Origin of the sequence: Bacillus sp. BHET2 (genome assembly GCF_005938125.1) — a bacterium.
In the GTDB taxonomy this organism is placed as follows: Bacteria; Bacillota; Bacilli; order Bacillales; family Bacillaceae_B; genus Rossellomorea.
In genome coordinates this window covers 1-13,225 of the sequence record NZ_VCQN01000003.1, presented here as the reverse complement: position 1 = coordinate 13,225, position 13,225 = coordinate 1, and the positions used below count along the sequence as shown (strand labels likewise).

13 protein-coding genes, 2 rRNA genes and 1 riboswitch are annotated in these 13,225 nt (G+C 43.7%); all 15 genes read right to left on the bottom strand.

Annotated elements, in window-relative coordinates; genetic code table 11:
- Positions 1-400: 400 nt before the first annotated feature.
- On the bottom strand, positions 401-976 hold the full coding sequence (gene purN / locus FGG79_RS12800) for a phosphoribosylglycinamide formyltransferase (RefSeq protein ID WP_138778930.1): 576 nt from the start codon (positions 974-976) through the stop codon (positions 401-403).
- A 36-nt stretch (positions 977-1,012) separates the two neighbouring features.
- Positions 1,013-2,041 carry a phosphoribosylformylglycinamidine cyclo-ligase gene (purM, locus tag FGG79_RS12795; protein ID WP_138778928.1) on the bottom strand — a complete coding sequence of 343 codons (1,029 nt, stop codon included), beginning with the start codon at positions 2,039-2,041 and terminating at the stop codon, positions 1,013-1,015.
- 11 nt (positions 2,042-2,052) lie between these two features.
- A complete protein-coding gene (gene purF / locus FGG79_RS12790) occupies positions 2,053-3,474 on the bottom strand; it encodes an amidophosphoribosyltransferase (protein ID WP_138778926.1) in 1,422 nt (473 codons plus the stop codon).
- Complete coding sequence (gene purL, locus FGG79_RS12785) at positions 3,450-5,681, bottom strand: phosphoribosylformylglycinamidine synthase subunit PurL (protein WP_138778924.1); 2,232 nt, start codon at positions 5,679-5,681, stop codon at positions 3,450-3,452. The genes purF and purL overlap by 25 nt, the downstream gene beginning before the upstream one ends.
- A complete protein-coding gene (gene purQ, locus FGG79_RS12780; protein ID WP_138778922.1) occupies positions 5,665-6,351 on the bottom strand; it encodes a phosphoribosylformylglycinamidine synthase subunit PurQ in 687 nt (228 codons plus the stop codon). The genes purL and purQ overlap by 17 nt, the downstream gene beginning before the upstream one ends.
- Complete coding sequence (purS, locus tag FGG79_RS12775; protein ID WP_138778920.1) at positions 6,348-6,602, bottom strand: phosphoribosylformylglycinamidine synthase subunit PurS; 255 nt, start codon at positions 6,600-6,602, stop codon at positions 6,348-6,350. The genes purQ and purS overlap by 4 nt, the downstream gene beginning before the upstream one ends.
- Positions 6,590-7,315 (bottom strand): phosphoribosylaminoimidazolesuccinocarboxamide synthase, encoded by a 726-nt coding sequence (purC, locus tag FGG79_RS12770; RefSeq protein ID WP_138778918.1) that lies wholly within the window; start codon positions 7,313-7,315, stop codon positions 6,590-6,592. Before purC ends, purS begins: the two co-directional genes overlap by 13 nt.
- Before the next feature lie 107 nt (positions 7,316-7,422).
- Positions 7,423-8,721 (bottom strand): adenylosuccinate lyase, encoded by a 1,299-nt coding sequence (purB, locus tag FGG79_RS12765; RefSeq protein ID WP_138778916.1) that lies wholly within the window; start codon positions 8,719-8,721, stop codon positions 7,423-7,425.
- The gene (gene purK, locus FGG79_RS12760; protein WP_171050960.1) at positions 8,718-9,878 is read right to left on the bottom strand and encodes a 5-(carboxyamino)imidazole ribonucleotide synthase; all 1,161 of its coding nucleotides are present in this window, start codon (positions 9,876-9,878) and stop codon (positions 8,718-8,720) included. The genes purB and purK overlap by 4 nt, the downstream gene beginning before the upstream one ends.
- Entirely contained in the window at positions 9,865-10,344 is a 480-nt protein-coding gene (gene purE / locus FGG79_RS12755; protein ID WP_138778911.1) for a 5-(carboxyamino)imidazole ribonucleotide mutase, read from the bottom strand. Before purE ends, purK begins: the two co-directional genes overlap by 14 nt.
- 159 nt (positions 10,345-10,503) lie before the next feature.
- A riboswitch (purine riboswitch) is annotated at positions 10,504-10,605 on the bottom strand.
- 86 nt (positions 10,606-10,691) lie between these two features.
- Positions 10,692-10,892 (bottom strand): NETI motif-containing protein, encoded by a 201-nt coding sequence (locus tag FGG79_RS12750; protein WP_138778909.1) that lies wholly within the window; start codon positions 10,890-10,892, stop codon positions 10,692-10,694.
- On the bottom strand, positions 10,889-11,440 hold the full coding sequence (locus tag FGG79_RS12745; RefSeq protein WP_138778907.1) for a DUF2179 domain-containing protein: 552 nt from the start codon (positions 11,438-11,440) through the stop codon (positions 10,889-10,891). Before FGG79_RS12745 ends, FGG79_RS12750 begins: the two co-directional genes overlap by 4 nt.
- Before the next feature lie 237 nt (positions 11,441-11,677).
- The gene (locus FGG79_RS12740; protein WP_171050958.1) at positions 11,678-12,325 is read right to left on the bottom strand and encodes a peroxiredoxin-like family protein; all 648 of its coding nucleotides are present in this window, start codon (positions 12,323-12,325) and stop codon (positions 11,678-11,680) included.
- Positions 12,326-12,907: 582 nt separating this feature from the next.
- A 5S ribosomal RNA gene (gene rrf / locus FGG79_RS12735) occupies positions 12,908-13,024 on the bottom strand.
- Positions 13,025-13,109: 85 nt separating this feature from the next.
- Positions 13,110-13,225: ribosomal RNA gene (locus tag FGG79_RS12730) — 23S ribosomal RNA — on the bottom strand; the annotation flags it as partial.

Below are 13,225 nucleotides of genomic sequence, written 5' to 3'. Positions count from 1 at the left end.
TATTACTGCAAGAGGGAGAGTGTACCCTGCTGTTTGGCTGGTTGATTATGAGGTTGTGTATTTTTTTGTTGTTGGGCTGTTTTGATGCTTTTTTGCGCTACTTTTAATGTTTGTTGCGGTGATTTCTGCGTTTGTTTGGGCCACTTTTTGCATTTATTGGGCCACTTTCAACGTTTATTGGGCCACTTTTTGCATTTATCGGGCCACAATCACCATTTATTGGGCCACTTCCCCAATAACTGCGCCAAATTGTGAACCTACATAGAATCCTCATCACCAACAACACCAACCCACTCCACCACCACTCTACCCTTACACTAAACATCCCAATTCCAAGGTCCGTCCTTCATCACTTTATCACACTACCATGATAAAGCAACCTCTTTCCTCTAACCGGTTTTTAGTGTCCGGTGGTGAGGAAGAGGTGGTTCAGGGTAGTCGGGTATAGGTGGTGTTCGACGTGCTGAATTTTGTCCTGTAAGGATTGTTTGGTTTCGCCTGTTGTGATCCTGACGATTTCCTGCGCGATGATCTCGCCTGTATCCATCCCTGAGTCTACGTAGTGAATCGTGACCCCGCTGATTTTCACTCCGCCCTCAATTGCTTGTCCGATGGCATCTTTTCCTGGAAAGGAAGGGAGAAGGGAAGGATGAATATTGACAATCCGACCTCCGAAGCTTTCCAGTAAAGTAGGACCAATCAATCTCATATACCCTGCTAATACAATAAAATCAACACCCAAATGAGCCATCTCATTTAGGATTTCCTGTTCGAATGCCTGCTTGTTTTCGTAATCTTTTGCTCGGAAAACGAAAGTAGGAATCCCTGCCGATTGAGCGCGGTGAATAACAAATGCGCCCGGCTGGTCACAAACTAGTAGTTTAATGTTAGCTTTTAGTGTTCCTGCTTGAACAGCATCTACCAGTGCTTGAAAATTACTTCCGCTTCCTGATGCAAAAATGGCCATCTGTCTCATGACTCGCCCCCGTTATTGACATGCTCACCCTTCATTTCAACGAACGAAATGGACTCCGTTTCCAGCGGACACACGTCCGATGATAAAGGCTTTTTCACCCTGTTCGTTGAAGAATTGAAGAACGTCTTCTGCTTGACTCTCATCAACCGCTAACACAAATCCAATTCCCATGTTGAAAATATTGTACATTTCACTGCGGGAAATTCCCCCATAATGCTCAAGAGCCGTGAATATGCTTGGGATCTCCCAGCTGCCTTCTGTTATGTCTGCCTGTAAATCTTCCGGTAGCATCCGTGGGATATTCTCAATGAAGCCTCCACCTGTAATATGGGACATCCCCTGAATCGAGAATTGTTTCAGTGCGGCTAATACTGGTTTCACGTAAATTCTGGTTGGTGTAAGCAATGCCTCTTTTAGTGTGTTCTCGAGTTCAGGTAATGATTCTTCCAAAGAAAACGACTGATCTTCGAAGAATACTTTTCGAACTAACGAGTACCCATTACTGTGTATACCACTTGAACCCAGTCCGACTAACACATTTCCTTCAGAAATTTTTTCACCTGTGATAATCTCTTTTTTTTCACAGGCTCCTACAGCAAATCCGGCAATATCATATTCATCCTCCGAATACATACCTGGCATTTCAGCCGTTTCGCCACCGATCAGTGCACAGCCCGCCATTTCACATCCGTCCGCAATACCTTTTACAATACCTTCTATCTTCTCTGGAAGAGCTTTTCCAGTCGCTATATAATCTAAGAAATACAGTGGTTCCGCTCCCTGAACGACGATGTCATTCACACACATGGCCACACAGTCGATTCCGATCGTATCGTGTTTGTCAGCCATGAAGGCAAGCTTCAGCTTTGTTCCAACTCCATCTGTGCCCGAAACGAGGACGGGTTCTTTTAAGTTCAAAGAAGATAAATCGAACATGCCTCCAAAGCTGCCCAGTTGACCTAGAACTCCTTCACGTGCCGTTCTTTTTACATGCTTTTTAATCCGGTCGACTGATTCGTATCCTGCTTCGATATCTACTCCTGCTTGACGATACGCGTTTGCCATCATGATTCCCCCTATTTCACTAACTCTTTTTCATGTGGATGAAGTGTATCCGGGTAGATTTCCGTTGGATACTTTCCTGTGAAGCAAGCCATGCATTGACCGCGGTTTTCCGATGAATCATTCCGGTCAATCGCTTTTATCACACCGTCTGTACTCAAGAAAGTCAGAGAGTCTGCTCCGATGATCTGACGCATTTCTTCCACTGAGTTGGAAGAAGCGATCAATTCTTCATGTGTCGACGTATCAATGCCGTAGAAGCAAGGATTCTTGATGGGTGGTGAACTGATGCACACATGAACCTCTTTCGCTCCCGCTTCCTTTAGCATAGTGACGATCCGCTTGCTCGTTGTTCCTCTTACGATGGAATCGTCCACCATGACGACACGTTTGCCCTCAACCACTCCTCTTACAGGTGAAAGCTTCATCTTCACACCCTGCTCACGTAGAGATTGGGAAGGTTGTATAAACGTGCGTCCTACATAACGGTTCTTAATAAGACCCAATTCGTACGGAATTCCTGATGCTTCTGCATAACCGATTGCGCTTGAAATACTTGAATCGGGTACTCCCGTTACGACGTCCGCTTCAATCGGTGCTTCCTTAGCAAGTTCAATTCCCATCCTTTTTCTCGCGGAATGAACATTGATTCCTTGAATATTACTGTCAGGTCTTGAGAAGTATACGTATTCCATCGTGCACATGGCATTCCCACCTGAAAAACTAAACCGTTCTGAGGTCATTCCCTCATCATTGATGATCACAAGCTCCCCCGGTTCGATATCCCGTACAAATTCAGCTCCTACAATATCGAAGGCACATGTTTCAGACGCAACGCAGTAAGCATCCCCAATCTTACCGAGTGATAGTGGGCGCAGACCGTGGGGATCAAGTGCCACCATCATTTCTGTTTCTGTCATCACTACAAATGCATAAGCGCCTTTCAACATAGTCAGTGCATTTTTTACCCTGTCTTTCAAGTTAAGATAACCGCTTCTTTTAATCAAATGAGCAAGCACTTCTGTATCTGAACTTGTTTGAAAAATACTCCCCTGTCCTTCAAGCTGATGCTTCAACGCGTTCGCATTAACTAGATTTCCGTTGTGGGCAAGAGCAAGGCTTCCATTCTGTGAGTTGAAAAGGAGAGGCTGAACATTCTCATACCCTCCACCTCCAGCAGTGGCATAACGAACATGTCCGATGGCTGCATTCCCTTCCAACTTCTCAATCGTGCCTTCCTGGAACACTTCTGTTACAAGACCTTCCCCTTTTAAGCATTGTAACTTGTCACCGTCTGACACGACGATGCCTGTTCCCTCTTGACCTCTATGCTGCAAGCTATGAAGTCCGTAATACGTAATTTGTGCAGCATTGGGATGTCCCCAAATACTGAATACTCCACACTCTTCGTTTAAACCTTTGATTTCAGCAGGCATGGGATCGCTCCTTTCCAAGCTGACTCTAATTCTTCTGTTAAAGCTTCTAGGATGGTATCTTTTCCAGATGCCACATTAATTTTTCCGTGTTCTGCTACATTTCCTACTGCTTTCGCATCTGGAACAAGCTTCTCGAATTGATCCTTGTTTTCCGGTTTGACTGAAACGATGAATCTGGATTGTGTTTCACTGAATAGGTCAGTAACATGGTTGTCACCTGAAACCTGAACATTCGCTCCCAATCCTTTTGTTCCAAAAGTTGATTCTGCAAGAGCCACAGCGAATCCACCTTCAGCGATATCATGTGCAGATGCCACAAGCCCTTTTTGGATTGCTTCTAACAGCTGCATTTGACGGCGAAGCTCCGTTTTCAAATCGATTGTTGGTGCTTTGCCGAAGATCTTTCCTGCTGTCAGCTTTTGAAGCTCACTTCCACCAAACTCTTCATGGGTTTCACCAATCACATAAATATGATCTCCAGCTTCCTTAAAGCTTTGTGTCGTAATGTGATCGAGGTCTTCAATCAAACCAACCATTCCTACAACAGGCGTTGGATATATGGCAGTACCCATCGATTCGTTGTACAAGGAAACATTTCCACCGATGACCGGAGTGGACAGCTCACGGCAAGCTTCACTCATTCCGTCAACGGACTTTTCAATCTGCCAGAAGATTTCCGGCTTCTCAGGATTTCCGAAGTTTAAGCAGTCTGTAATCGCAAGTGGAATCGCTCCTGAACAAACAATATTACGCGCTGCCTCTGCTACTGCGATCTTTCCTCCGACTTCAGGGTCTAAGTAAAGGTAACGGGAATTACAATCCGTGGTCATAGCAAGGGCTTTTCGTGTACCACGTACGCGGACAACCGCTGCATCTGAACCTGGACTCACTACGGTACTTGTTCGTACTTGATGATCATATTGATCGTATACCCATTCTTTACTTGCGATCGTCGGCTGCTGCAATAAAGCTTTAAGTGTTTCTTTGTAATCCTCTACCTTAGGGGCAGGCGTCTCCATTGCTTGAAACTCTTTATAATACGCCGCTTCTTGAGAAGGCTTGTTATAAACAGGCGCTTCCTCAGCCAGTGCATCAACCGGCACATCCGACACAACCTCTCCGTTGTGAAGCAGACGAAGACGCTTATCATCTGTTACCTTACCAATTGAAACCGCTTCTAAGTCATATTTGGAAAATAAATCGACAATCTCTTGTTCCCTGCCTTTTTCAACGACGATCAGCATACGCTCTTGGGATTCTGAGAGCATCATTTCATAAGCAGTCATCCCTCTTTCACGCTGTGGTACAAGATCAAGATTCATTTCGATTCCAGATCCCGCTTTACTTGCCATTTCAGCAGATGAACTTGTAAGACCAGCCGCTCCCATATCCTGAATACCAACAAGAGCATCGTTCTGAACTAGTTCCAGACACGCTTCAAGAAGTAATTTTTCCATGAATGGATCTCCGACTTGAACTGCTGGACGCTTCTCTTCTGATCCTTCATTTAATTCCTCGGATGCGAAAGTAGCTCCGTGAATGCCGTCACGACCCGTTTTCGCTCCTACATACATGACTGTGTTTCCAACACCATGAGCCTGGCCCTTTTTAATATCTTTATGATCGATCAATCCAACACACATAGCATTGACAAGAGGGTTTCCTTCGTAAGAAGCATCAAACTGAACTTCCCCTCCGACCGTTGGAATTCCGATACAATTTCCGTATCCTGCGATTCCTGCTACGACTTCTTTAAATAGATACTGAACACGAGGAGAATCCAACTCTCCAAAGCGTAAAGAGTTGAGGAGTGCAACAGGTCTAGCCCCCATCGAGAATACGTCTCGTATAATACCCCCAACACCTGTTGCCGCTCCTTGATAGGGCTCGATCGCTGATGGATGATTGTGACTCTCGATTTTGAACACCACTGCTTGATCATCGCCAATGTCAACAATTCCAGCTCCTTCTCCAGGTCCTTGAAGAACCCGTTCACCTGTGGTTGGAAATTTCATCAGTACAGGCTTCGAATTTTTATAGCTGCAATGCTCTGACCACATAACAGAGAAAAGACCAGTCTCCGTATAGTTCGGTGTTCTTCCCAGAATGTTTTCCACCATTGAAAATTCTTCGTCTGTTAAACCCATCTCACGATAAAGCTTCTCTTCTTTCACTTTTGTTGAAGTTGGTTCAAGCATTAACGACATGTTTTTCCCTCCAGTGTTTCACAATCGATTGAAATAGTTTCTTCCCGTCTTCACTACCTAGTAAAGTGTCCATTGCCCGCTCAGGGTGAGGCATCATCCCGAGGACATTTCCTGCTTTATTTGTAATCCCTGCAATGTTTTCAACGCTTCCGTTCGGATTTTCATCGGTATATGTGAATACAATTTGATTGTTTTCACGTAAAGTGATCATGGTTTCTTCATCACAGAAGTAATTTCCTTCACCATGGGCGATCGGAATCTGAATCACGTCATTCTTTTCATAGCCATTTGTAAACATCGTTTCATTATTCTCAACCCTTAACGGCACCGTTTTGCAAATGAACTTCAAGCTATCATTCCGGCGCATGGCTCCCGGCAATAACCCTGTCTCGAGTAATACCTGAAATCCGTTGCATACGCCAAGAACCGGTTTTCCTTGCTCTGCCGCCTTCACAACCTCTTTCATGACGTTCGAGAAACGGGCAATCGCTCCTGAGCGAAGGTAATCCCCGTAAGAGAATCCCCCTGGTAATAGAATCCCATCATAGTTTTCCAGATTATCTGCATCGTGCCATACGTATTCAACTTCTTCACCGATTTCGTCTTTGATCGCATGGTACATATCGATGTCACAGTTAGAACCTGGGAATACAATCACTGCAAACTTCATTGAGCGACACTCTCCTCGATTTCATATCGGTAATCCTCGATAACAGGGTTGGCAAGTAGTCGATGACACATTTCTTCGACTGTCGCTTCAACGTTTTCAACAGTTGATGGAAGAGTAAGCTCCATATACTTTCCTACGCGCACATCTTCAACCGCTTTAAATTCCATTGAATGCAACGCTTGTTTCACAACACTACCTTGAGGGTCTAATACACTTTCTCTTAATGTGATATAAACTTTTACTTTGTACATAGCTTGTTTCCTCCTAAGCGTTCTAAAATAATAGAGTATACTTCTGTTAAACTACCTATATCTCTTCTGAAAACATCTTTATCAAGCTTTTGGTTCGTTGCCGCATCCCATAACCTGCAAGTGTCTGGTGAAATTTCATCCCCTAACAAAATGGCACCGTCACGATCTTTCCCAAACTCTAATTTAAAATCGACAAGTGTGACGCCCGCTTCTTGAAAAATCCCTTGAAGGACATCATTCACCTCAAGTGCCATATCTCTTATCTCGGCGCGCTCTTCCCGTGAAGCAATCTCCAGGAAATCAATATGATCATCCGTTATGAGCGGATCTCCAAGGTCATCGTCCTTATAGTAAAATTCGATGATCGGCTTTTGAAGAGGGGTTCCTTCTTCTTTCCCAAGTCGTTTTGATAGGCTGCCTGCGATCACGTTCCGAACCACGACTTCAATCGGAATGATTCCTACACGTTTGACCAGCTGCTCATCATCGGATAACTGTTTAATAAAATGACTCTTTATTCCTTTTTCAGCGAGCTTTGAAAATAGCAAGCTCGAAATCTTATTATTTAATACCCCTTTGCCGTCGATATCCGCTTTCTTCTCCCCATTGAAAGCAGTGGCAGAATTCTTATACTGAATCCAGACAACCTCTTCATCACTCGTTTCGAAGATTTGCTTCGCTTTCCCTTCATATAAAAGCGTTCCTTTTTCCATGTGAAATCCCCCTAGTTACTGAATATTGCTAATCTTCAGTCTATATTTTCATAAAAAAAGGAAGGGATTCTGCTAAAACCCCTGCCCTATTCTTTTATCAGAAGGGCTTATTCTACTAAGCCACAACGTTCAAAAATGGTATCTACATGTTTTAAGTGATAGTTGTAATCGAAACAATCATCAATGTCAGCCGGTGAAAGCTTGGACGTGATGGTTGCATCCTCTTCAATCAGAGAACGGAAGGCCACTTGCTTCTCCCACGCCTCCATTGCTTTCGGCTGAACCGTATCGTACGCTTCTTCACGGGTCATGCCTTTATCAATAAGGGCGAGAAGAACACGTTGGGAGTAGATCAAACCAAGTGTACGATCCATGTTGCGCTGCATATTCTCAGGGAATACCGTTAAGTTCTTGATGATATTTCCGAAACGATTCAGCATGTAGTTAAGCGCAATCGTTGCATCAGGCAGGATTACACGTTCTGCAGATGAGTGAGAGATATCACGCTCATGCCAAAGTGGCACATTCTCATACGCTGTCAGCATGTACCCTCTGATCACACGCGCCATCCCTGTCATGTTCTCAGAACCGATCGGATTACGCTTATGAGGCATAGCCGATGATCCTTTTTGACCTTTTGCAAAGAACTCTTCCACTTCACGTGTTTCACTCTTCTGCAAACCGCGGACCTCAACGGAAAACTTCTCGATAGAAGTCGCAATCAGTGCAAGTGTCCCCATATAATGAGCGTGACGATCACGTTGCAATGTTTGTGTTGAAACAGGAGCCGGCTTAATGCCTAGCCTTTCACACACATAGGACTCGACAAATGGATCAATATTCGCATACGTTCCAACAGCACCGGAAATTTTTCCGAATTCTACTCCATCAGCCGCTGCTTTGAATCGCTCTACGTTACGCTTCATCTCTTCATACCAAAGGGCAAGTTTCAAACCGAAAGTAGTCGGTTCAGCATGAACGCCGTGTGTACGACCCATCATGACCGTATGTTTGTGTTCAATCGCCTTGTTCTTTAAGATTTCTACGAATCGTTCCAAGTCTTTCAGAATGATGTCGTTGGCCTGCTTTAATTGATAAGAAAGGGCTGTATCCACAACGTCTGTTGAGGTCAGTCCGTAATGAACCCATTTTCTTTCATCTCCAAGGGTTTCAGATACTGCTCTTGTGAAGGCTACCACGTCGTGGCGCGTTTCTTCTTCGATTTCATTAATGCGTTCCACATTGAACCCTGCGTTCTCACGGATCTTCGCAACATCTTCTTTCGGAATATCCCCGATTTCAGCCCATGCTTCACAAGCCAAGATTTCTACTTCAAGCCAAGCTTGAAACCGATTTTCCTCTGTCCAAATAGCTCCCATTTCAGGGCGTGTATAACGTTCTATCATACTAGTCGTCCTCCGATCTTTTCTTGCACCTTCCAAATTCCAGCGCGAGCTATGCTAGTCAACGTCTCTTCCACATCGTTTGTTAAAAGAGTGACATGCCCCATCTTCCGTTTCGGCTTCGGTATATCCTTCCCGTATAGATGAATGAACCAGTCTGGATGCTTTGGAAGAGCCTTCATAATTGGCTCTATATGCTCTCCTAATAGATTAACCATCACAGCGTTCTTTAATAAGGTAGGTTGAACAAGTGGCCAGTTGCACACCGCTTTAACATGTTGGGCGAATTGAGAGAAGTCACATGCTTCGATTGAATAATGCCCGGAATTATGAGGCCTTGGAGCCAGTTCATTGATATAAATGTCTCCTTCCTCTGTAAGGAACATTTCAATTGCAAGCGTTCCAACAAGGTCAAGCGTCTCACTGATTCTCTTCGCCATCTCGATCGCTTTATCTGCTACTTCTTCACTCACTCTAGCCGGCGCAATCGTTTCATGTAAAATGTTGTCCACATGAATATTTTCCACTACTGGGAAGTTGGTATGCTGTCCATCAGGATTCCGCGTCACGATGACGGATAACTCTTTGTCAAAAGGAATCCATTTCTCTAACACACACGGGCCGTTCTCCAATAATTCAGTGGCTACTTCAATATCGCCCTCTTTACGGATCACATACTGCCCTTTCCCGTCATAACCGCCCCTTGATGTTTTCAAAACCACTGGATAGTCAAGCTTTTCTATATTATCACAGATATCCTGCTGTTGTTTAATCACAGCATATGGAGCGACTTTCACCCCTGCAAGCGTTAGGGCTTCTTTTTCCATAATCCGGTCCTGAGTAATGCGAATCAATTCCGCCCCTTGAGGTAAATAGGCTCGTTCAGACAACCATTTCAGCGCATCGTAATCGATATTTTCAAATTCATATGTAATCACGTCGCACTCTTCCGCCAGTCTGTATAAGGCGTCATACTGGTCAAAGCCAGCCGTGATTACAAGATCTGCTACTTGGGCACATGGTGAATCGGGCGAAGGATCCAAAACGGCCACCCGAAAGCCATTTTGTTTCGCAGAAAGGGCCATCATCCGACCTAGCTGACCTCCGCCAATGATCCCAATCATCTGTCCTGGTAAAATCGTCTTCCTATTCAAGGTCATCACTGCTTTCCATCACTTTTTCCCGTAGAGCTTCCCGTCTATACTCCAAAGCAGATGCCAACTCTGTATCTTCAATCGAAAGTATCTGTGCGGCAAGTAAACCAGCATTCGTCGCTCCTGCCTTCCCTATCGCCACTGTTGCAACTGGGACACCACCTGGCATCTGCACGATCGATAGCAACGAATCCATTCCGTTTAGAGCCTTAGACTGTACAGGAACTCCAATTACAGGCAGCGTCGTCTTCGCAGCCACCATTCCAGGTAAATGAGCAGCTCCGCCTGCACCTGCGATAATAACTTTCACTCCACGGCCTCTGGCACCTTCCGCAAATTCAAACATATAATCAGGCGTCCTGTGAGCCGATACAACACGTTTCTCAAACGGAATCTCTAACTCTTCCAATTCCTCACATGCATGCTTCATTGTTTCCCAGTCCGATGTACTTCCCATGATTACTGATATCATAATGGTGACAGGCACCTCCCGTAATTTATCCGAATCCCCGTTAACAAAAAATACCCAGATCAATTGTTCTCTACACTCGGAGAGAAAGCAATTGATCTGGGTATTTTACAGAGAATGGGCCTCTTTATCAGGTAAGGTATATAACCTGAAATCCGTATCCAGACATCTACTTTCCCTCATAGTCCGACCATTTACGGTAGTCAGGTAGAGACTCATGGGCCATATTCCCATTATTATATGAGGGTATTCGGTTTATTTGTCTCCATCATAACGTGATAAAGAGACTCTGTCAACGAATAATCGAACGATAATAAAAGTCTGAAAATTAATGTTCGGATTTGAAGCGTTTACTCTTCAATCTTTTTTCCTTCAAACACAATAGCTTGCCTAATAGGAACATATTCCGTTTTCTTTCCTTCTTTCTGCTCTTCAAAAACGGGCTTTTCCATCCGTCTGACCGGCGTATATCCCATTTCCTTCATACGATCCAAGCAGTCTGCAATCGTTTCTTTGTCTTGTACTTCAAATAATAATTTCTTTTTACTCATTCTTTTAATTTTCCTTTACGAATATTTCGGACAGTCTTCACCCAGAACCCTCCGTGAATCGCTTTCGGTTCATATGCAATGATGAAAGCTTTCGGATCAAGCTCTTTAATTGTATCATACAGCTTCATCTCATACTTTCTCGGAGTCAGGATCTGCAGGGCCATCCGGTTCCCTTCCAGTCCATTCGCCTCCCAGTTTGTCACCCCGTATCCCCGGGCACGTAGCTCATTCGGGAGAGCCTTATCATATTCCTTCGTAATCACGTTCACGGTGATATATCCAAGAGCCAGCTTCTCCTCGATTTTCATCCCGACAATGACACCAAGACCATACCCGACAGCATACGCAATCAAGTTCTGGATCTCATTCAAATTGTCCAGCACCAGCCCAAGACCAACAACATAAATGACGACCTCGAATGTACTCACAAAAGCCGCAATATATCGATAACCCTTTAACGTCAAAATCATTCTGATTGTAAAAAAGGACACGTATACAACATTGATCATCAATATAATCGCTACCATTACAAAACTATTGTCTAACACCAAGATGCTCCTCTCTCCACTACTCCTTGTAGTTTGCTCAAATTAAGTTCCTATTTTACTAGAAAAAAGGCATAATATGAACCACTTCAAGAAAAATGACTAATGAATTTCAGATGACAATTTTTAGAAAATCAGAAGCCTTACTATGTATCTTTCCTCTTTTAATTACATTAAAACACAAAACGGCTTTCTGATGGTAAAAATCCCAATCAGAAAGCCGTTTTCCTCTGTTCTGGATTATAGCGATTTTAGCTTGTCGACAACCTCAGAAGGCTCAACACGATCCTTATAATCTGCCTTCGTATATTCGTAAGCAATGGTCCCATCCTGCTTAATGATGTACGTCGCAGAAACAGGAAGCGTCCATGAATCACTATCATTCGCTTTCTCCAGATCCAGACCTTTTTCTTTGTAGATCTCCACTAAGTAAGGAGGAAGCTTATACACAAGATTGTATTCATCTGCTACTTTGTTTCCTTCATCACTTAGGACGAAATAATCCAGCTCATTCTTTTCTTGTGTTGAAAGAGAAGCATCGGGAGTTTGCGGACTGATTGCAATCAGTTTTGCACCTGCTTCTTTAATGTCGTCCATTAGCTGTTGATACGCACGCAGCTCCATATTGCAATATGGGCACCATCCGCCACGATAGAACGTCAGGATCACTGGACCTTCTTTCAACACATCCACCAGTTGAACTTCTTTCTCTGCCGCACCCGGTAAGGTGAAGTTTGGTGCCTTCTCACCGACACGAAGACCCTTACCCTCGTCTGAATTCTCCAGCTCATCAATGGCTTTCCCCATTTTATCCTGTACGTCCTGAGATGCATTCTGTTTAAATATAGCGATATATTCATTGTACTGTTCACGCATGTTGGTAGTTATCATTTGAATGACCTCCTTTTGATCTTGTGTATAGTATAAAAGGAATTCATTTGGAAGAAAAGCGATGTGCTTGGTTGGGTATGGTTTTGGGGTTGTGGTTGGTTGGTTGGATGGTTAGTTAGTTAGTTAGTTAGTTAGTTAGTTAGTTAGTTAGTTAGTTAGTTAGTTTTTGTGAAGTATTGAACATACTTATAGAACATTGATAAGTCATGACTTATCAGGCGAATTTATGTGTAAGTTTGATAGAATCAGTCTCGTTTCATCCTTTGATTGAACACTTGCGGCCAATTTTCATTGGATATCTGTATTGGAAGAAGGAAATTCATAAAAATGGCCTCCATATTCAGCTATTAAAACGGTCAATCTTAAATTATTGCGTCGTTTCGGAACCTATTTGCGTCGTTTTACGATTTATTGCGTCACTTTTAACATTTATGCGTCATTTTACGATTTATTGCGTCACTTTTAACCGTTTATGCGTCATTTTTTCATTTTATGCGTCATTCCCCAACACCGATCCGAAAAATCAAATATACAAAATCAAAAAAAGAGTAACCACAACGGGCTACTCTTTCACATATTGCCTGGCGACGTCCTACTCTCACAGGGGGAGATCCCCCAACTACCATTGGCGCTGAAGAGCTTAACTTCCGTGTTCGGCATGGGAACGGGTGTGACCTCTTCGCCATAATCACCAGACGAATATTCAATTGAAGGATTGTTCCTTCAAAACTAGATAAAGAATTGATGTCAAGAAAGCCGAATATCGACCAGTTGTTCATTTGTGGTTAAGTCCTCGATCGATTAGTATCAGTCAACTCCACATGTCGCCATGCTTCCATCTCTGACCTATCTACCTAGTCATCTTCTAGGGATCTTACTCACTTACGTGATGGGAAA